Annotated in this window: 19 protein-coding genes, 2 pseudogenes and 1 riboswitch; of the genes and pseudogenes, 7 read left to right on the top strand and 14 right to left on the bottom strand. The window is 61.7% G+C overall.

Translation table 11 applies throughout. The annotated features are described in order from the left end of the window. Positions 1–25 precede the first annotated feature (25 nt). From P3T22_RS07195 to P3T22_RS07180, 4 genes are all read right to left on the bottom strand, one after another. Entirely contained in the window at positions 26–1,489 is a 1,464-nt protein-coding gene (locus P3T22_RS07195) for an MFS transporter (RefSeq protein WP_429324619.1), read from the bottom strand. Between the two features lie 136 nt (positions 1,490–1,625). After that, positions 1,626–3,593 carry an aconitase family protein gene (locus P3T22_RS07190; protein WP_429324618.1) on the bottom strand — a complete coding sequence of 656 codons (1,968 nt, stop codon included), beginning with the start codon at positions 3,591–3,593 and terminating at the stop codon, positions 1,626–1,628. A 106-nt stretch (positions 3,594–3,699) separates the two neighbouring features. After that, the gene (locus P3T22_RS07185; RefSeq protein ID WP_429324617.1) at positions 3,700–4,602 is read right to left on the bottom strand and encodes a LysR family transcriptional regulator; all 903 of its coding nucleotides are present in this window, start codon (positions 4,600–4,602) and stop codon (positions 3,700–3,702) included. A gap of 213 nt (positions 4,603–4,815) precedes the next feature. Next, positions 4,816–5,070, bottom strand: a complete 255-nt coding sequence (locus tag P3T22_RS07180) for a hypothetical protein (protein WP_429324616.1) — start codon at positions 5,068–5,070, stop codon at positions 4,816–4,818. A gap of 83 nt (positions 5,071–5,153) precedes the next feature. Here P3T22_RS07180 and P3T22_RS07175 point away from each other — a divergent pair, with 83 nt between their 5' ends. After that, a complete protein-coding gene (locus P3T22_RS07175; protein ID WP_429324615.1) occupies positions 5,154–6,347 on the top strand; it encodes a porin in 1,194 nt (397 codons plus the stop codon). Between the two features lie 32 nt (positions 6,348–6,379). On the opposite strand, the pseudogene P3T22_RS07170 reads toward P3T22_RS07175, so the two are convergent. After that, positions 6,380–6,469, bottom strand: a pseudogene (locus tag P3T22_RS07170) (transcriptional regulator); the annotation flags it as partial. A 7-nt stretch (positions 6,470–6,476) separates the two neighbouring features. Here P3T22_RS07170 and P3T22_RS07165 point away from each other — a divergent pair. Further along, positions 6,477–6,614: pseudogene (locus P3T22_RS07165) on the top strand (LysR family transcriptional regulator); the annotation flags it as partial. Here the strand turns inward: P3T22_RS07165 and P3T22_RS07160 are convergent. The 4 genes from P3T22_RS07160 to P3T22_RS07145 all read right to left on the bottom strand — a co-directional run bounded on the left by P3T22_RS07160 (position 6,607) and on the right by P3T22_RS07145 (position 8,595). After that, positions 6,607–6,804: a hypothetical protein gene (locus tag P3T22_RS07160; RefSeq protein ID WP_063499781.1), complete on the bottom strand. Its 198-nt coding sequence runs from the start codon at positions 6,802–6,804 to the stop codon at positions 6,607–6,609. The pseudogene P3T22_RS07165 and the gene P3T22_RS07160 sit on opposite strands and share 8 nt — an antisense overlap. Before the next feature lie 28 nt (positions 6,805–6,832). Then, a complete protein-coding gene (phbB, locus tag P3T22_RS07155) occupies positions 6,833–7,576 on the bottom strand; it encodes an acetoacetyl-CoA reductase (RefSeq protein WP_063499782.1) in 744 nt (247 codons plus the stop codon). A gap of 147 nt (positions 7,577–7,723) precedes the next feature. Further along, positions 7,724–8,293 carry a TIGR01841 family phasin gene (gene phaP, locus P3T22_RS07150; RefSeq protein WP_429324614.1) on the bottom strand — a complete coding sequence of 190 codons (570 nt, stop codon included), beginning with the start codon at positions 8,291–8,293 and terminating at the stop codon, positions 7,724–7,726. A gap of 104 nt (positions 8,294–8,397) precedes the next feature. After that, a complete protein-coding gene (locus P3T22_RS07145; RefSeq protein WP_063499784.1) occupies positions 8,398–8,595 on the bottom strand; it encodes a hypothetical protein in 198 nt (65 codons plus the stop codon). Positions 8,596–9,277: 682 nt separating this feature from the next. Here P3T22_RS07145 and P3T22_RS07140 point away from each other — a divergent pair. From P3T22_RS07140 to P3T22_RS07120, 5 genes are all read left to right on the top strand, one after another. Beyond that, positions 9,278–9,874 (top strand): hypothetical protein, encoded by a 597-nt coding sequence (locus P3T22_RS07140; protein WP_063499785.1) that lies wholly within the window; start codon positions 9,278–9,280, stop codon positions 9,872–9,874. A 105-nt stretch (positions 9,875–9,979) separates the two neighbouring features. After that, complete coding sequence (locus P3T22_RS07135) at positions 9,980–10,381, top strand: DUF2946 domain-containing protein (RefSeq protein WP_063500817.1); 402 nt, start codon at positions 9,980–9,982, stop codon at positions 10,379–10,381. 83 nt (positions 10,382–10,464) lie between these two features. After that, positions 10,465–12,843 carry a TonB-dependent receptor gene (locus P3T22_RS07130; RefSeq protein WP_429324613.1) on the top strand — a complete coding sequence of 793 codons (2,379 nt, stop codon included), beginning with the start codon at positions 10,465–10,467 and terminating at the stop codon, positions 12,841–12,843. A 149-nt stretch (positions 12,844–12,992) separates the two neighbouring features. Next, a complete protein-coding gene (locus P3T22_RS07125) occupies positions 12,993–14,381 on the top strand; it encodes a PepSY-associated TM helix domain-containing protein (RefSeq protein WP_429324612.1) in 1,389 nt (462 codons plus the stop codon). A 214-nt stretch (positions 14,382–14,595) separates the two neighbouring features. After that, a riboswitch (adenosylcobalamin (AdoCbl) riboswitch) is annotated at positions 14,596–14,756 on the top strand. Beyond that, a complete protein-coding gene (locus P3T22_RS07120; protein ID WP_429324611.1) occupies positions 14,757–15,812 on the top strand; it encodes a HoxN/HupN/NixA family nickel/cobalt transporter in 1,056 nt (351 codons plus the stop codon). 108 nt (positions 15,813–15,920) lie between these two features. On the opposite strand, the gene P3T22_RS07115 is transcribed toward P3T22_RS07120, so the two are convergent. The 5 genes from P3T22_RS07115 to P3T22_RS07095 are packed head-to-tail and all read right to left on the bottom strand — an operon-like array spanning position 15,921 to position 20,118. Continuing rightward, on the bottom strand, positions 15,921–16,637 hold the full coding sequence (locus P3T22_RS07115; RefSeq protein ID WP_429324697.1) for a methyltransferase family protein: 717 nt from the start codon (positions 16,635–16,637) through the stop codon (positions 15,921–15,923). A 55-nt stretch (positions 16,638–16,692) separates the two neighbouring features. Then, positions 16,693–18,054 carry a TadE/TadG family type IV pilus assembly protein gene (locus P3T22_RS07110; RefSeq protein ID WP_429324610.1) on the bottom strand — a complete coding sequence of 454 codons (1,362 nt, stop codon included), beginning with the start codon at positions 18,052–18,054 and terminating at the stop codon, positions 16,693–16,695. A 48-nt stretch (positions 18,055–18,102) separates the two neighbouring features. Beyond that, the gene (locus tag P3T22_RS07105; protein ID WP_429324609.1) at positions 18,103–18,735 is read right to left on the bottom strand and encodes a TadE/TadG family type IV pilus assembly protein; all 633 of its coding nucleotides are present in this window, start codon (positions 18,733–18,735) and stop codon (positions 18,103–18,105) included. Between the two features lies 1 nt (position 18,736). Then, entirely contained in the window at positions 18,737–19,255 is a 519-nt protein-coding gene (locus P3T22_RS07100) for a TadE/TadG family type IV pilus assembly protein (protein WP_429324608.1), read from the bottom strand. Further along, positions 19,252–20,118, bottom strand: coding sequence for a sterol desaturase family protein (locus tag P3T22_RS07095; protein ID WP_429324607.1), 867 nt, complete (start codon positions 20,116–20,118; stop codon positions 19,252–19,254). The genes P3T22_RS07100 and P3T22_RS07095 overlap by 4 nt, the downstream gene beginning before the upstream one ends. Positions 20,119–20,139 lie beyond the last annotated feature (21 nt).

Genomic DNA, 20,139 nt, shown 5'->3' with positions numbered 1-20,139 from the left:
TTCGGCACCACTCAGAGTCCGTGGGCTACTGAGAGATTTTCTCCAGTTCAATGCCCTTCGTCCGCGGTCCCATCAGACCGATCGCCAGCATGACGACCAGCATCGCACCGGCGATAAACACGAACACGCCGGTCGTGCCGAAGTGCTTCAGCACCGCCGCAATCAGAAACGCTGTGAAAATCGCCGAAAAACGGCTCCACGAGTAGACAAAGCCCACCGCGCGTGCACGGATGCTGGTCGGAAAAAGCTCGGTTTGATACGCATGGTAGCTGTACGAAATGATATTGCCCGCGAGCGTCAGACACACGCCGAGGCTCACCAGCAACACCGCGCCGGACGCCTGGCTAAACCACAGACCGCACACGATATTCACGGCCGCCATCGCCACGATCACCGTCTTGCGCTCGAAGCGGTCGCCGATAAAGAGGCCGATCACCGGACCGATTGGCGCGGCCAGCGCAATGACGCTCGAGTACATCAGGCTCGTGGTGATCGTTATGCCCTGCTTGATCAGCAGCGTCGGCACCCAGTTCGCGAAGCCGTAGAAGCCGACTGTCTGGAAGATATTGAAGATCGTCATCATCAGCGTGCGGCGGCGGTACGGCGGCACCCACATATCGCGGAAGCGGCCGCGCGGCGCAACCGGCACGGGCGGTGCGGGCGGCGGCAGTTCACGGCCGTATTCGCTGCGCACTTTCGCCTCGAGTTCATTCATCACGCGCTCGGCTTCGGCGAGACGCCCTTGTTGCGCGAGCCAACGCGGGCTTTCCGGCAACGCGCGCCGGATCCACCACACGAACAGCGCACCGTGCGCGCCGATCAGCACCACCCAGCGCCAGCCGTCGAGTCCGAACAGCGTGCGCGGCACCAGCAGATAGGACAGAAACGCGACCACCGGCACCGCCGTAAAACCGACAGCCTGCTCGCACGCGAAAGCGCGGCCGCGAATCTGCTTGGGCACCAGCTCCGAGATATACGTGCCGATCGTCACGAGCTCGACGCCGATGCCGATCCCCGCCACGAAGCGCCAGAAGTTCAATCCCGTCGCCGTTTCCTGAAACGCCATCACGACGTTGGCCGCCGTGTACCACAGCAGCGAATACGTGAACACGGCACGGCGTCCGAAGCGATCCGCCAGAAAGCCGCACGCGATCGTGCCGATGAACAGCCCGCTGAACAGCGCGGCGATGAAACTCGCGACGCCGGTCGAGCCGAACAGGCCGTGCGTCGTCGCGGTCAGCAGGCCGCTTTTGACGAGGCCGGGCGCGACGTAGCCCGAGTACAGCAGGTCGTACAGTTCGAAGAAGAAGCCGAGGCTCAGCAGCACCACGAGCTTCCAGATGGAACGCGTGGCGGGCAGCCGGTCGAGGCGCGCGGAGATGCTGCCGGCGTCGAGCAGAACGGACGCCGGGGACGCCGCAGCTGTTGCGGAAGACGCCGCGCCGCCGGCATTGCGCGCGACGGACCCGGCGTGGTCGGGGGATGCCATAGGGTTTGTCTCCTGGTGATGCGGGTCATACGGGCGATGCACGATGATGCTCGCCGGTGCCGGTCTTGCGCCAGCCTTGGGTACTTTCGCGCGTCACGCGCACTGAGATGCCGGGCCGCAAGGTCCGGCCAGCATTCTAGCCGCGGGCGCGCTTCAATTGTTCGAAGGTGGTGATTTTCCCGGCCAGCGCGCTCGCCGCAACGGTGTACGGACTCGCGAGCCACACCTTGCCCGGGCCTGAACGGCCGGGGAAATTACGGTTGATCGCGCTGATCGTCACCTCGTTCGCATTGGCCGATTGGCCCGGTCCGCAATTCGCACACGAACCGCAACCGGGCATCACGAGCGTCACACCCGCGCGCTCGAAGACCGGTAAATAGCCTTGCTCCTCGCAATACGAGCGCACCGCCATCGTGCCGAATTGCAGGAAGAGACGCGTGCCCTCGGGCACACGCATGCCCTGCTCCACACCCCAGCGCAATACCTCGTGATAGAAGTCGAAGTCTTCGCGCTTACCCGCCGTACATGAGCCGCCATACGCAATATCGATCGCGACGTCCTGCTCCAGTTGCGGTGCCGGCACGCCGTTGCCCGGATCGCCCGGCCGCGCGAGCATCGGTTCGATGGCGCTCGCATTGATGCGAATCGTGTCGCGATACGTGGCGCCGGAATCGCTTTTCATCCAGTCTTCAAGGGCGAAATCGACGCCGCGCCGCTCCTTCAGAAACGCCACCGTGCGTTCGTCCGGTGCCACGATGCCCGTGAAGCCGCCCAGCTCGGCGACCATATTGGTCAGCGTGGCGCGTTCGTCGATCGACATCGCGCGCACTGCCGCGCCGCCGTATTCGAACACGAGGCCGATTGCGCCACCCGAGCGGATCGCGTCCATCTGCAACAGATGCAGCACGACGTCCTTCGCGGTGACGCCATCGCGCAACGCGCCGTCGATTTCAATGCGCAACGTTTCTGGCACTTTGCAGCGCACGTAGCCCGTCACCCAGCTATTGGCGATTTCCGTTGCGCCCGCACCGAATGCGAGGCAGCCAAGCGCGCCGGAATGCGGCGTGTGCGAATCGGTGCCGCACGCAACCTGCCCCGGCAACGCGTACTGCTCGGCCATCAGCGCATGACAGATGCCTTCGGAACCCGGCGCGTTGTCGAGCGCGCCATGCGAGCGCACCGGATAGTCGCGCGAGAACGACATGTGCCCTTCCATCAGATTGGCAACGCCCGGCAGCAATCCGTCGCGGACGTGCGGAATACTTTGCGAAGCGAGCACCAGGTGATCCTGGAACGCGATGATGTGATCCGGCGCGTGCAGCGGCGCGGGCTTGCCGAACGCGCGATGCATCAGATGCGCGCACATGCCGGTGAAGTAATCGTGGCTAAAGCGCCAGTCGGCGGCGATGAAGACGCCTTCGCCGCGCCGCGCGCTGTCAATGCCCGGATGAAGATGGCGTTCGATGATCTTCTCGACCAGCGTCTTCGGCTCGGCGACGCTTGCAGCGGTTACCGCATTCGCGGCGTTAGCCATCTCCCGCACACGCGGCGCGGGCCAGTCCGCGAACTTGCTGTACGCGAGCAATCCGCCGCTGCGAATGATCTGCTGCGTAAGCGCATCGCGGCCTTTGAGAAACGCGTCGATCGGCACCGCCTCTCCCGCAATCAAACGATCGAGCACGGAGAAATCGGTGGTCGTGAGAATGCCGATGTTGTCGCAATTCTGCTGATAGATCCGCTCGAAACTCTCGGCAACGATCAGGCGGATGCCCGCCGACAACTCCGCCAACGGACTCGATTCGCGCGACGAACCCTTGCCGTAGCGCTTGCCCGCCACCGCCACCTGGAAGCCGCCGTCCTTGACCGCATTGCGGCCGATCGGCAGACGCTCGCCCGCCTTGAAACCGACGTACGGATACTGGCCGAGGCGTTCGTCATAGGTAAGCATGACGGTGACCGGCGTGATTTCGTCGGTGGAGACGTCATCGCGCAGCGGGCCTGCCGTGGCGCGCGTGAAATTTTCACCGGCGAGTTGTGCCTCGATCACCGCGGGGTCCTGGGACAGGTACAGCACGCGGCCGTCCAGACGAATCGTATCGCTCATATGCACTCTCCTTGCGCTCACTATACGGCTCGCGCCGGCGATGCCGAAGTGCCGGTCCAGCAACGCAGACGTCTTGTTTGGAGAACGATGCGAGGCGACCCGCGCGCTAGGGCTTGCTGCCGAGGAACCCCACCAGCGCCGCCGCGCTGGCGCTTAACTGATCGCGCGACTTGAAGATCATGATGAGATGCCGCACCGCCCAGGCGTCGCTCAAGGACAGTAACCGCACGTCGAGTGCATTCACGTAGAGCAGCCCCACCTGTTCGGGCACGATCGCGATGCCCAGACCAGCGTGGACCATCCGGCACAGCGCATCGAGGCTGCTGACGCGGATCTTGACGTCGAGCTGCCGTCCCGCACCGGCCGCCTGCTGCGCAAGCAGCTTCGTCAGCGCGCTCTCGCTGCGCAGGCCGACGAAGCTATCGCCGAGCAACTCGTCGAAGACCACGCGTGAAGCGGAAGCCAGACGATGGCCGCCCGGCACCAGCACCGCCAGGCGGTCTTCCCGATACGGCGCCTGCTCGAAGGCTTCACTGCCCGCCACCGGATTGCAGATGCCGAAGTCCGCGCCGTGTTCGTCGACGATACGCAGCACCTCCGCGCTGTTCTCCTCTTCGAGTTCGATCGACACCTCCGGGAACACGCGCCCGAATGCCGCCATGTCTTCGGGCAAAAACTGCACGATCGACGAAAGATTCGCGACCACCCGCACCCGCCCCTTCGCCCCCGACGAAAAGCGCGACAACTCGGCGCTCATCTGCTCGATGTTGCCGATGATCGCCAGCGCATGGCGCAGCACGGTCTCGCCGACCGGCGTCACCGTAATGCCGCGCGACTGGCGCTGAATCACCGGCAAGCCGATCAGCGCCTCGATCTCCGCAATGCGCCGGCTCACGGCGGAAGACGCGATGAACTCGCGCTCGGCGGCGCGCGCAATGTTCTGCTCCTGGCAGACGGCGACGAACAGGCGCAATGAGGTGAGGTCGAGTCGCTTGAGGAGGTTTTCCATGGTGTCGCCTGACGGTGAATACCTCGATTGTGACGTGCCTTGGGTGATCCGCAAAAGCACCGTTCGGAAAAGCCCCCGCGTATCGGCGAGCGGCGCCGGGCCTGTCGCCGGAAAGGCATCCCTTCGAGGGCGCATCCCGAAACGTCGCTTTTTCGCGTCAGTTTCATCTGCGTGGCGTCAACCCCGCCGAGGGCCACATCGCCTAAAAAATACCTATGATTTAAAAGCGATATTTCTTGCAAAACGAGACTTCGTCACTTCATGAAACGGCTTTTTGTAAAAAAGTAGAAACACTTCGGAACCGGTTCCATTTACCATGGCGCCGCGATCCGACGACTGCCCGTGGGCGCCATGGCGCGCTCCCATCTCGCGATAAAGAACACCTTGCAACGCGTCCGCAATCAGAGCGCGTGGCAAGGATCGCGCACGCCGCTTCCCCCGCTTCACGCGGTCTGCTCCGTTGTTCAAGAGTGGACTGCGTGCACGCGGAACAAAGAGAGATCGCCATTCAGGCGACCTGAGATAGACGATTCAACCAAGCTATAACTACGATGAAAAAGCAATTGATTGCTGCACCCCTGCTGTTGTCTTTCGCCGGCATCGCGTCCGCGCAGAGTTCCGTCGTACTGTACGGCATCGTCGATGCGGGTATCACGTATCGCAGCAACGAGCGCACCGGCACCACGGGCGCTTACACAGGACACTCGAACGTCGCGTTGACGAGCGGCAACCTCTCCGGCAGCCGCTTTGGCATCAAGGGCCAGGAAGACCTCGGCGGCGGCTGGAATGCGATGTTCCTGCTTGAAGACGGTTTCGACATCACGAACGGCAAGACCGGCCAGAACGGCGGGCTGTTTGGCCGTCAGGCGTTCGTCGGCATCGGCAGCCAGCAATACGGCACGGTCACGCTTGGCCGCCAGTACACCTCGCTGAACGACTTCGTCTCGCCGGTTGCGCCGGTCGCCGTGGTCGGCGGCTACGGTGCGCATCCGGGCGATATCGACGATCTCGATCAGACCGCGCGGGTCAACAACTCGGTCAAGTACACGAGCGCGAACTACTCGGGCTTTACGTTCGGCGCGCTGTATGGCTTCGGTGGTCAACCGGGCAGCCTGAAGCAGCAGAACACGTGGAGTGTGGGCGCGGCGTACGGCAACGGGCCGCTGCATGTGGGCGTCGGCTACGAGCGTTCAGACAACAGCAAGAGCGGCACGAAGGACTCGACATACGGCAAATGGAACGGCACGGACGATGGCCTGTTCAATTCGTCGATCAATGAGGGCTACGCGAGCGCGCAATCGCAGCAGATCATCGCCACAGGCGCGACGTATGATTTCGGTCCGGCTATCGTCGGGGTGAACTACAGCAACGTGCAATATCGCTCGGGCGCCGATTCGTTGTTCAACGGACATGCGACGTTCAACATCGCGGGCGTGTTCGGCCAGTGGACGATCCGGCCGTCCGTGCAATTGTTCGCGGGCTATAGCTACACACGTGGCGGCGAAGTGGAGGGTGTGGATGAGCGCGCGCAATATCACAACGTGACGCTCGGCGCGCAGTACAACGTCTCGAAGCGCTCCACGGTCTATCTGATAGGTGGCTATCAGCACGCGTCCGGCGTCACGCTGGATGCGCTCGGCAATCCGGTCGCGGCCACCGCGTCAGTCAGCGACAAGGGCAACAGCCACTCGTCGGACACACAGTCGCAGGCGATCGTGAGTATTGGCTTGCGGCACCGGTTCTGATGGGTCCGGGAAGGTGCACTGAGAAGACTTCGAGTCAGCTTGCACATCCGGATAGGCACGCAGCGGCCGCTTTCGATAAAACTGACATGCCGCTGTGAGACACCCGCGTTGAACGACAAGTCCCTGCAGTTGCACAACACCCGGCGCGACATAAGACTGACCATGCGAGCAGCCGGCACACCCTCACCTGCCGCGCGTGCGTTGACCGACGCGATCCGGCTGTCGGTTGTCGTCGTGACTCGCACGATCAGTACCGCTGCTAAATAGTCTTTGCGTGCGTGGACTCGCCTGGCGCATCGCCATGCCGGGCGTTGCGCCAGTGCGGCCAGTAGTGACGGTGATCCAGCTGCCTAAGCCGCTTTCGACGCATCTGCTCCAGATAATAATGAGCGGCGACGAACACGGGTGCCATCGCCAGCACGAACCAACCCATAACGATTCCCACTGATTCACTCATTGCAACCTCCATTGCAGAACCATCGGCTTCACTGCAGGTGCTGCCCCCCGTTGATTGCAATGTTGGCTCCAGTCACGAAACCCGCTTCTCGCGAGCACAGGTACAGCACGAGTGCGGCGACTTCGTCGGGCTCTCCGAGCCGGCCGACCGGAATCTGCGGAATGATCTTCGTCTCGCGGATGTCCTCAGGCACCGCCATCACCATCTTCGTTGCGATATAACCCGGCGAGATCGTGTTGACGGTGACGCCTTTCTTCGCCACCTCGAGCGCCAGCGATTTCGTGAAGCCATGCATGCCGGCCTTCGCCGCCGCATAGTTGGTCTGGCCGAAGCCGCCCTTGGAGCCGATGATCGACGAGACGTTGATGATGCGACCCCAGCCACGCTCGACCATGCTGTCGCACACCGGCTTTGTCATGTTGAACACCGAATCGAGGTTGGCGCGGATTACCGCGTCCCAATTGATCTTGTCGAGCTTCTTGAAGCTGGCGTCCCGCGTGATGCCGGCGTTGTTGATCAGAATGTCGACCGCTCCGACCTCAGTTCTGATTTGCGCCATGCATTTTTCACACGAGTCGTAGTCGGCGACGTCGACCGTGTAGGCAAGGAATTGCCGTCCCTGCGCTTCCATTCGGGCGAGCCACTCGTTCGCACCGGTGTTGCCCGGCGAGCAGGTGACCACGACCGCATACCCGGCGTCATGCAGCTTGATGCTGATCGCTTCGCCAAGTCCGCCCATTCCACCCGTCACCACCGCGATCTGCTTTGCCATCGAATCGTCCTCCTAAAAAGTCGTCGCCATGCTCATCTGGAGCAACACTATGTTCAGTCCACCAATTTGAAACTCGAATCCTTCCACATGAGGAATCCTACCTATGGTGCATGAACCTCACCACGGGCATCGCTGCCCGCGTCGGCTCTATCGCTTCGCGCCCCCGGCTACGGGAGCTTGCTCGGCGTTGCTTCGCAAGGCCTTTGATGCTGTGGCTGTGACTGCTTCAAAATTACTCTCGACCGCCTGCACGGCCTGTTGCCCCGTTTTCTGCAGCGTTTCATACAGGGTCGTGGTGGCGGCAATCGTGGATTTCCACGCAGCGATCGCTGCTTCGGAACCCGCGGGGCTGCTCTTCGCCGCTTCATCGACGAGTGCCTGCACGCGATTGCTATACCGCTCGTACTGCGTCTGTGCGAGTTGCGCGATCTCAGCCTGGGTGGTCGATGCAATATCGAACACTTGCCGGCCGTAGGACAGCGATTTTTCCGCGAAAGGTCCGGTGAAACCTGCTTGCAGCGTGAACCATTGCGGCGGCTCCGTCGTGCCGGACACCTTCGCCATGTTCTCCTGCGCCTCGGCCAACGCGGCCCTGATGACCTGCAGGTTCAGAGCGGCCAGTTTTTCGACGCCTTCAAATATCTTTCCAGCCAACCCGAAGAACGCGTCGACGTTGGTCTTTGCGCCAGCAACCTGATCGGGACTCAATAGAGTCATGGTTGAATTCCTCAAAATACGGTCCGGCGCGCGAAGCCCCAATCGGACGGGTGTGTTGCGGCGGATCGCGGTGGTGAATAAATCGAAACGGATGTCGCAGATGCCTAGCGCATCCGGGCAATTGCCTTGAGAATGGAATCGCCGTCGCTTGTGATCCGTGGACGTGAGCGTCCCGACGCAAGGTTTTCCAGTGATATGAGTTGGCGCTCGAACAGGGCGTCAAGCTCGGCGCGGCCCAGTTCAATCTGATCCGGCGCGTTCTTGATGAGCATTAGGGTAGCGAATTCATGGGGACTCAGCATATCGTCTCCTCGATTTAATCTATCTGCGCGAAAAGTATTAATTACCCCCTCCAACATGAATGCCCGGCAAATATTTCTGCCGCCTCCGTAAAGCAATCATGCGAGAAATCACCTTACGGAGACGCCATCATAACTGCTCAATTTTCAAATGCAATATGCCGAATGCGTTTTATTGTGGCAGCCGTTTTGTCTGTTGAAAGTGCTTTCGTCTATTGAATATTTTCGCCTCAAAACGCCACACATCGCCAACCCACAACACCGTCTCCGCCCGCGCAGACACCCGTCTGGCATGGCCGTGAGTCGATCCGGCCAACCTACCGTGTTTGCACTGTTTACTTAATTAACGAAATCAGTTCACTTTGATTTCATTTGGCTTGTTTATATTTGAATATTCTATTTACAGGCGGAACTCAGCTCGACCACCCTTACACGGGAATTGCGAAATATTTATTACAGCGCGAATGAGTTTTCGAATAACCAGAAGGACGCCGACCGACGCATGGCAGCGATGCGCAATGAAGCTGCGCGGTCTGGAAGCCCCTAAAGGAGCGTGCAACGGCATCTAATATATTTATCGGCAGGTGTCGGCGCAGCACTGGCCCGGCGGTTTTCTGCAAGAATGGGGGCGCGAAGAATTCATCACCCACGTCCGCCCGTCTTACGAATCCGGGAGCAACCGCAAATGGATAAGCGTCAATTTCTAGCCAGCACGGCCGCGTTGGGCGCCACCGCAGTGCCTGCGTTCGCCAGCAAGCGTGCCGGCAATGCCGCTTGCGCGGCGTCCCCCGTTATCCTGACCATCGCGGGTGCGATCAAGCGCAGCAATCGCGGCGCCCTCGACCCGGCGTTCGACCCATTGCTGGCAAAGCATCAGGTAAAGTTTTCGCAGGCGTATGGGGTCGATCTTCCGTTCATCGCAAGCATGCCGGTGGTGACGATCAAGCCCACCATCGAATACGATGCCCGGCCGCACACCCTGAGCGGCCCCTTGCTCGGCGATGTGCTCGACCACGTCGGCGCACCGGCCGCGGGAAGCACTCAAATCGTCATGCGCGCGGTCGACGGCTATGCCGTGATGACGACGCTCGACAAAGTGCACGACTACCGCATGATCGTGGCGACGCATATGGACGGCAAGCCGCTCCCCCTCGGCGGATTGGGGCCGCTATGGGCGGTCTACGACCCCGACCACATCCCCGAACTCGCGGGCAAACCGCTAAAAGACCGCTTCGTGTTGTCGCCGTGGGGCCTGTACCAGATACAGGTGACGCAGGCGTAGTGAGCGCCGTCGCCACCGACAGCCGACAGCCGCCCGAGCGGTTTGAGCAGCAAGAAAAGAACGCGCGGCAATGCTAGAATCGCCCGCGTCCTTATGTTCACCCTCATGACTCCACGCTCGCGCAACCGCATGACCGCATGGCTTGGCCTGATCGCCATGTGGCTCGTCGTGTTCGCGCCGGTCGCGAGTCAGATGCTGGTATCGAACCGCGCGCACGAGCCCTTCGCCGCACTCTGTTCGGCGCTGCAGCCGGGCAGCCAGAGTCTCGCGAGCCAGTCCACGCAGGCCAGCCCGGCGCCGGTCCACCTCAGCCACGACGACGCCTTCGGCGCATGCGGCTACTGCCATCTGCTCCAACATCACCTCGCCCTACCGAGCGTCGCGGCAGTCGAGCCGCCGGCCGCGCTCGCCCTTGCCGGCACCGCGCCGCCTGCACTCTCCACCCGCTTCACGCCGCTCGGTGCGTTCCCGTCCGGGCGCCCAAGAGACCCGCCTGCCGTTTCCTGAACGCTGTTGTTCCTGATCGCGCATCTTGCCGCACCCGCTGAGGGGGCGCGCGATCGCCTGTTCAATGCATCAAGGAAACGTTCATGTTCAACTTCGCTCTGCGAAGGCTGCCGTTTTGCGCCCGCCGCGGCGCCCGGCGCATTCCATCCGGCCGGCGGCCGCTGTCGTATTTTCCGGCATGTTTTCCAGCGTTAGTTCCGGCGTTCGTACCGGCATTGATCGCCTCTCCGGCTCACGCGGAGAGCGCACCCGCCGACGCCACGCTGCCTGCCGTCAGCGTCACCGCGAACGCCGTCGCGACCCCGCGCGCCGTCGACCCTAACCTGCCGGCCTCGGTCGAGACCGTGACTCGCGAACAGTTCGACAACTGGAACGTCGTCAATACGGAAGACGTGTTGAAGACCATGCCGAACCTCGCCGTGCGCAAGCGCTTTATCGGCGATCTGAATTCGATCATCGCCGTACGCGGCACCAGCAACACGCAGAGCGCGCGCGGTCTCGTCTATGCGGACGGCCTTCTGCTCAGCAATCTGCTCGGCAACAGCTATTCGTTTCCGCCACGCTGGTCGATGGTGTTTCCCGACGAGATCCAGCAGGCCGACGTGATCTACGGGCCATTTTCCGCGCTCTATCCGGGCAATTCGCTGGGCGCTACGGTGCTCATCAGCACCCGCATGCCGAAGCAGTTCGAAGCCGACGCGGACGTCAAAGCCTTCACCCAGCATTTCAGCCTGTTCGGCGTGAATCAGAATTTCAATGGCAGCGAGGCGAGTGCGTCGATCGGCAACCAGATCGGGAAGTTCTCGTATTTGCTGGGCGTGAATCATCTGGAGAACACGAGCCAGCCGCTGCAATTCGCCACGCTCGCCAAGTCCAGCACACCCGCGAAGGCCGGCGACACGCCCGTGACCGGCGCGTACTTCTACAACAACCAGACCAATACGCCGACCGCGGTGCTCGGCGTGAACGGCGAAGGGATCGAACACACGGTGCAAGACCAGTTCAAGCTGAAGATGCAGTACGACTTCACGCCGACATTGCAGGGCGCCTTCACGCTCGGCTACTGGCACCAGACCTATAACAGCGAGACCTCGAGCTTCCTGCGCGACGCGAACGGCAACCCCGTATACAGCGGCAAGGTTGCGATCGGCGGCTATGAATACACGATTCCGGCGGCCACCCTCGCCCCGAGTCTCGGGCATAGTGAGAACTGGCTATACGGGCTCACGCTGAAGACTCGCAACGCCACCGGCTGGAACGGCGAAGCGATTGCTTCGTACTACGACATCGGCAATAGCGTGGCGCGTACTGCCAGTTCCGGTGCGCCGGGCAACGGCCCCGGCACGGTGATCTTCGGCGACGGCACCGGCTGGAAAACGCTCGATCTGCGCACCACTTACACACCCGTCACGCCGCAAGCGGGGTTGACAAACCACGCGCTGAGCTTCGGCTATCACTACGACAACTACTTCCTCGCCAACGAGAGTTACAACACGCTGAACTGGCGTGACGGCGCGGCCGCGTCGTTTGCCAATGCGTTCGCCGGCAAGACGCAGACTCAGGCGCTGTACGCGCAGGATGCATGGCACTTTCTGCCACGCTGGAAATTGGTCTACGGTGTGCGGTACGAAGACTGGCAAGCCTACGGCGGTTCGCAGTCGCTCCCCGGCAAAGCCATTCCGTACAGCGACGCGAACCAGCATCGCTTCTCGCCGAAAGCCGCGTTGTCGTTCGATGTCACCGACGATCTGAGCTTGCGCGCTTCCGTCGGCCGCGCCTATCGGTTTCCGACTGTGGGCGAGATGTTCCAGGGGCAAATCAACGGCTCGTCGATCATCAACAATAATCCGAACCTGAAGCCCGAAGACGATCTCTCGAAAGAGCTGACCGCCGAATGGGCGCACTGGAATGGCATATTCCGCTTCTCGCTGTTTCAGGACGACGTGAAGAACACGATCTTCAGTCAGACCGATACCACCGTGATTCCGAACGTGACGAACTTCCAGAACATCGGCAAGGTGCGCTCGCGTGGCGTCGAAACGAGCTACTCGGGACAGGATGTGTTCGTACGCGGGCTCGATCTGTTGGCGAGTGTGGCGTACACGCAGTCGAAGATCATCGCGAACGCGCAGAACCCGACGACCGTCGGCAAGTACTTCTATCGGATTCCGCTGTGGCGCGCCAATCTCGCCGCGACGTATCACATCGACGAACGCGCAGCGCTTACGCTCGCCGCGCGCTACTCCGGCCGCGAATACAACACGCTCACCAATACCGACACGAATCCCGATGTATTCGGCGGCACCAGTTCGTACACGGTGGCGGACGCGAAGTTCACGTTCAAGCCTACCAAAGTGAGTGAAGTCGGCATTGGCGTCGACAACCTGTTCGACGCGCGCTATTTCGTCTATCACCCGTATCCGGGCCGTACGTTTTACGTCGAAGCGAAGCTGCGCATGTGAACACGCGATTGGCATGCACGGCTTGTGCTCGTGTCGTGCTTGTCCGCTACTCGATGCGCTCGATGCGCTCGATGCGTTCGCGCGATGCAAACCAGCGCGTGCATCGCTGTGCAAACCGATCGACCCACTATTTGCTTCAGGAGGATTGAATGTCCACCACCACCGCTCAACGCACGACCTCCGCAACGAGCGCCACGAGCGCCGGCTACCGGACGCTGTGGCGCTGGCACTTTTACGCGGGCCTCTTTGTGATGCCGTTTCTGGTGGTGCTCGCAATCACCGGCACGCTGTATTGCTTCCAGCCGCAAATCGAGCCGCTGCTTTACCCGCACCACCTGATCGTCGCACCGCAAGCCACGCCCAGGCTGACTGAAGATGCGTTGCTTGCCAAAGCGCGCGCGGCGATGCCGGCCGATGCGCGCGCGGTGACGGCTCCCATCGCGAATGCACCGGAGCGCAGCACCGAGTTCATCTTTCGTCTCGCCAACGGCGAAAAGCAGAGCGTCTATCTGAACCCATACAACGGCGAAGTATTGGGCACGCTCAGCGTCGAGCGCCGCTTCATGCAGGTGGGCCGCATGCTTCACCGCAAGCTGCTGCTCGGCAAACCAGGCGAGTTGCTGATGGAGCTGGCCGCGTGCTGGACGCTGGTGATGATCGGCACCGGTGTCGCGCTCTGGTGGCCGCGCGAAAAAACCACTGCACGCGCGGCGTTGCTGCCGCGCTTCTCGCTGCGAGGGCGCGCGCTTTGGAAAAACCTTCACACCGTGATGGGCATCTGGCTCGCGCTCGGCACGCTGGCATTCGTGCTGAGCGGTCTGCCGTGGACAGGCTCATGGGGTAAGCAGTTCAAGGCACTCGCGAGCGCGGCCAATCTCGGCGCACCGCCGGGATCGTGGGGTGGCCTGCCGTTGCGCTCCGCGATGCCGGGCATGGTGATGGACGACCTGCCCTTGCCACTTACGCCATGGGCCGTCGGCAACACTCCAGTACCGCAATCCGCCGATGCACACGCAGCGCAGGCGCTGCCGCTTGGACGCATCGTTGCTCTCGTCGCATCGCTCGGTGTCCCGGGCGGTTACGACATCGTGCTGCCCACCTCCGCTACGGGCGTCTACACCGTCTCGTACTTTCCCGCCGACCCGAAAGACGAGCGCACGCTGTACATCGACCAATACAGCGGCGCGGTGCTGAAAGACATCCGTTACGGCCACTACGGTGCGGTGTCGAAGGCCGTGTCGTACGGCACGTCGCTGCATATGGGCCGCTATTTCGGCGTCGCCAATCAGATTCTCTGCGCCGCGATTTCACTTGGACTAGCGGGCATGGCCGTAACCGGCTGTGTGATGTGGTGGAAGCGGCGGCCGCAGCGCTCGCTCGGCGCACCCTCGCGCGAGCGCGCTGCGCCGCCAATGCGTGGCTGGAAAACCGGCCTCGTTCTGCTCGGCATCGTCTTCCCGTTGATGGGCGCCACGCTGCTCGCGGTGTGGCTCGCCGACCGCACGATTTTTGGCCGCGTCGCGCGGCAACCTGCTTAAGGCTTCATTCCCGCTGTCAAAATCAAGGAGCACCTCTTGAAGACATCACGCGAACTTCTACCCGCCGCCTTGCTGTGCGCTTCATTCCCGTGAAAAGTGCGAGTACGATGAGCCAGTAACATACCGGATAGCGCCTTGACGAGCTGCCGATGCTGTCTATTCAGAAGAATTTCGATTGCATCGACAACCCGTCTGGGCGCGTGTATAAGCTTTGCAGGCATCGTCCCACCTGGCGAAGCGGGAAGCCGGTGAGAATCCGGCGCGGTCGCGCCACTGTATCCAGCATGTAAGCCCTGTTGAATCCAAGCTGGGAGTCAGACCTCGCTTCGCCATCGTTCAATCTCGTTCGGGACGCGGTATCCCAAGGAACAGTTGATGATTTCGCAGCTGAAACAGATTTTCAGTGATTCGAACACTGGCGTTCGGAGCCGGCTTTTCGGCATCTACGGCGTGCTGATCGCCACCAACGTGCTCGCGTGGGCCTGGGCACTCGCGGCGTTTCGCCACCATCCCCTTCTATTGGGCACCGCGCTGCTGGCGTATGGTTTCGGCTTGCGCCATGCCGTCGACGCGGACCACATCGCCGCCATCGACAACGTCACGCGCAAGCTGATGCAGGAGAACAAGCGCCCGGTGACCGTCGGCTTCTTCTTTTCGCTCGGCCATTCGACCGTGGTGGTGCTGGCCTCGCTCGCGGTCGCAGCGGCCACGTCCGTCATGCAGGGGCGCTTTAACCACTACAAGGAAATTGGCGGTGTGATCGGGACACTCGTCTCCGCGCTGTTCCTGTTTGCGATTGCCCTGATGAATCTGGTCATCCTGAACTCGATCTATCAGGCCTGGCGCAATGTGAAAAATGGCGGCCGCTATGTCGACGACGATTTCGATCTGCTGCTGGCCAACCGCGGCTTTTTCTCCCGCCTGTTCAAGCCGCTGTTCCGCATGCTCACGCGCAGCTGGCATATGTACCCGCTCGGTTTTCTGTTTGGCCTCGGCTTCGACACTGCCACCGAAATCGCCCTGCTCGGCATCGCCGCCGCCCAGGCGTCTCAGGGACTGTCGCCCTGGGCGATCATGGTCTTCCCGGTGCTGTTCAGCGCCGGCATGTCGCTGATCGACACGCTGGACGGGCACCTGATGCTCGCTGCCTACGGCTGGGCTTATCTGAAGCCGATCCGCAAGATCTACTACAACATGACGATCACACTGGTGTCGGTGATCGTGGCCATTGTGATCGGCAGTATCGAAGCGCTGGGCCTGATTTCCGACAAACTGAATTTGCAAGGGCCGGTGTGGGATGCGGTCGGCGCGCTGAACGGTCACTTCGGCATGCTCGGTTATCTGATCATCGGCATTTTTGTGCTGAGCTGGGTGGCCTCCGTACTGATCTATCGCGCGAAAAAATTCGACGATCTGGAAATCGGCCGATAGGGATGGACAGGGTGTGCAGTGGGGGCCGGCCTTTCCGCGCGTGCTCGTCGTGGCTACGCTGATCGTCTGCCTGCCGGGCGGCAAAGCGGTGCACCGTGCGAGCCTTGCCTAGAACACGCCCGGAATCACCCGATAGCGCACCCGGCCTTTGTACGTGCGATAACCTTCGTCCGCCGACAGAAGCTGCTCTTCCCGCACGATCCGCCCCACCTGCAAGGCAAACTGGCAGCCGTACACCAGCAGGTTTTGCAGGCCGAAGTTCACCAGCAGAAAGCCGACGTCGGTGACAAAGTAGCCGAGATACATCGGATGACGCACGAGGCGATATGCGCCGCGGGATACGACGCCACGGTTGGCGGGCAAAATGCCGAACGAGCGCCGCAGCGATGCCTTCGCGAATAATTGCCAGAAAATCCCCAGCAGTTGCAACGCCGCGCCGCCCGTCTCCGGCACGAGTTGCGCGCCGGGGGCGAGGCGCACGGCCAGAAAATAATACGTGCCGCCCATCGAACAGATGAACGCGAACGGCCGCCAGTCGCGCTTCATTGGCACACGCGAGAACAGCGACAAACCGACCGTCACGCACGCGGCCACCACCAGCAACAGCAACGTGATCCGCGACGGCGCCGCGCGCCATTGCGTGATCGCGGCGTAGGCGAACAGGCTCAGCATCGTCGCGGCGCCGAGCCGGGCGGCGATTTCCACCAGCGCGTAGCGCAGGCCGGAGGACGCGCCCGTATCGGCAGCGGATGCGGATGCGGATGCGGATGCGGATGCGGATGCGGATGCGGATGCGGATGCAGGAGGTTCGGCCGCCGCGTCCATAGGGCTGATCGCGAGCGGCAGATCTTGCAAAGGTGTCGTCGGTGTCATGGCGCGCTCACTTGGAAATGCGGAGGATTTGCGAGGCCAGTTGCGTAAAGCACGGCAATAGATCGGCCGGCGTCGCAGCGTAGCAGAACACGCCGACCGGCTGTTGCGGGTTGTAGCAACGGGGCAGCGAATCCGGCGTGTTGGCCATGCATTTGAGGACGTCCTCGCCTATTTCGTTGTCCGGGCCTGCCGGCGCGACGAGTTCGGGTCCATAACCCAGCGTGAACACATAGGTGCCCTCGATGCGCGCCTGCGCCGCCATCGCTTCAAGCAGATTGCGCGACACGCGGTTAACGTTCACATACGTGACATTGCCGTTCGGCACGGCGCGCGGCGCGGTCACGGGCCAGATGGGGAAGATCTGTTCGTTGATGTTGTGTGCGTTGTACCACTTCGGCAACGCGGTCACGAGAGTACCCGCGTCGTTGGTCTTCGTCAGGCCGTTCTTATAGCACGGCGATGGGAACGGCTGACTTAGGGCACTTATGCTGTCCAGCCCTGACAGGAAGCCGTTCGTGGCGTCGCCGCTTGCGATCGTGCCGGCTTTATTATTGTTGCAGGCACTCTGATTAGTCGGGAAGAACGACGAGAAGCTATTCGGTGCGCCGTCCGAGAAGAACACGATCACCCGCAGACTGGACGGCTGCGTGATCACCGTATTCAACTGGTTGCGCGCATTCCAGATTGCTTCAGCCGAATTGGTGTTGCCGTTGAAGGTGTAATTGTTGATATCGGCGGCCATCGTCGCGCGATCGAAGCCCCGTGTATTGCCGTTGAATGGTACGTCCACCACGGTGCCGAACGCGAAGTGCATCAACGCCACGCGATCGTTCGTAACGTCGAAATTGTTCAGGAACGCAATCGCATTCGAGCGCACGGCGGCCGGCACGCCGGGCGAGTTCAGCGAGCCGGTGTTATCGATCACGAACGCCATGTCCAGCGTCTTGCGGATCGCCTGCGACGAGGCGCTCACGTTCAGCACCTTGAAGCCGAGCGTCTGCATGAACGTAACCGGCACGCTCGCCTGCGCCGTCATGCCGATCGTGACCGTGCCGGCGTTGAACACGACCGACGGCGTACCCGCCGTCGCGTTGGAGCCGAGGAAACCCGCCGGATAATTCGCCGTAAAGAATGCGGACGCCGCCTGCTGCGCGTTCGTGGTCTGCTCAGTCTGGTTGTTGCCGCGTGTGACCGCTTCGCCCGCCGCGATCACCGCGCCGTCGGTGGCGGCGTCGAGCCGCGCCTTGATCATGTAGCCGAGGCCGGAGTCCACCGCGAGCCCGATAATGCCCAGCAGCGCAATCAGCGACACAGCGACGATGACGCTGACCGAGCCCTTCTGCCTTTTAGGTGTTGCTATTCTTTTCATTGAATCCCCCGACTTGCGTTTTCTTATTTGCGTCAACACCTGCTTGAATCAGAACACCGTCATCGCATAGAGATTCGGCGAGAGCGCCGGTGTTTTAATGCCGCCACCCAGATTCAGTGACCCGAGCAGCGGTGTTTGCAGATAAAACGCCTCGACCGCATAGGCGATCTGGCCGCTATAGAGCTTGCCTTGCAGCAGGTTCACCACCGGCGACGTGGTCCCTGCCGCCGGAATCCCGCTGCAACTGCCGCTACCGTCCGTCGCCCAGTTCGTGCCGCTACTGCCGCAGTTCCACAGCCGGCTCGCCGGAGCATAATTTCCGCCGTTCCAGCGGTACTGGGCGACCACGACGCCCGTGCAGTTGTTGCCGCTGCTATCGCAGTTGTTGTTCCCCATGATCTCGGTGATGTAGATCATCCCGTGGGCGTTCATGTTCAGCGGCGGTGTGGTCAAGGTCAGCGACGACATGATGGTCTGCATCGGATACGTGAGCGCCGCCCGCGACGACAGGTTCGCACCTTCACGGCTCACGTTGATCAGAATCATTTGCGCCTGAATGTTGCGCGCGATGTCGTACACCGGCAGCGCGAGCGCAACCAGCATGGGCAGCAACAACGCCATTTCCACGCTGACGATACCTCTGGCTGCGCGGCGGCTTCCTGGAGAGGAACGTGTGCGCATGTCAGAAGCCCTCGTTACGCATCGTCGCGGCGACGCTGAAACTGAACTTGCCGTTGGCGAAGAACGGCTTGACCAGCGGCGTCAGCAGCGGCCAGATGCAATTGATCTGCAACACGACGATGTCGCCTGGATTGCCGAACATGCCCGTGCTGTAACTCGTCTGCGTGGTGTAGGTTTGGGTCGCGCCGTTGATCGTGATCACATAGCTCGGCGAAACGAGCGTGTAGAGACCCATCGAGCTGTTCTTGATTTCTTGCACGATCGCCAGATAACGCTGCTGATTGGTCGCGTTCGGATCGAGGTTGCTTTGCCCGGTCACCGAGTAACGCGCGCCTTCCCGCACTGCATATTGCATCGTGAGATTGACCCATAGCGCGATGCCCAGGTCCATCGCAACGCACAGAATCAGGAACAGCAGCGGCGCGAGCAGCGCGAATTCGATCGTCGCTACGCCGCACTGCTTGCGCGTATTGTCTCTTTGGGCAGATTTCAGGCCGCTGGCACTCCGGGTAGCTTTCATTTCGCCTCCTTGTCCAGAATCTCGACACGCCTGCCGTCCAAACCGGCGCTAAGGCCGGCCTGCGAGCGCAGCGGCCAGCTCAACGCCCCAAGCAGCGAACGCGGTTGCGCGCCGTCATCCAGACCGGTGGCCGGCCATTCGTGCTTCGCCGGCACCCACAACGTGCCGAACACGTGGTCCCACAGCGGCAGCAGTTGCGTGAAGTTGTGATCGAAATGCTCCGGGCGGATTGAGTGATGCAGACGGTGATATTGCGGATTGTTGACCCACGCCGTGAAGCGGCCCAAGTCGACACGCAGGTTCATATGCGCGAAGTAATTGCCGAACATGAAAATAATCACGGTCACACCGACGATCCACGGCTCGACCTTGAACAGCACGCCCACCACCGGATAAAGCAGGCAACCCTTGATGAGCACTTCGAACCAGTGATGCCGGAACGTCACTGTGACATTGAACTCGGCTGCACTGTGGTGCAACGAATGCAGCTTCCATAGCACGGGCCACGCATGCTGCAGGCGGTGAAACGCATACTCCAGCAGATCGAACGCCAACAGCACGATCACGATGGAAGCCAACGCGCCCCACCCCCGCGAGACCAGCACGACCCAGCCGCCGCCGAGCGCATTGATGACCGCGACGCTGGCCACCGCCATCAGCGGCCGCATTGCTTCGGCAAGCGCCATATACAGTGCCGAGTAGACGACGTTAAAGCGCATCCCGGCGCGCGATTGCAATAACTCGGCCGGCCAGCGCCGCTCCAGCGCCGCGCCCACGGCCATCATCACCAGTGCGAGCACGAAGCCGCCCAGCCAGTGCCGTGCGTGGTTCAGCAGTTCAGGAAACGGGCTCGACGCAAACATGTAACCCCCCGGTAAGTACGG

Source organism: Paraburkholderia sp. GAS348, assembly GCF_050434205.1.
Lineage (GTDB): Bacteria > Pseudomonadota > Gammaproteobacteria > Burkholderiales > Burkholderiaceae > Paraburkholderia.
This window is presented reverse-complemented; position numbering and strand designations above follow the sequence as displayed.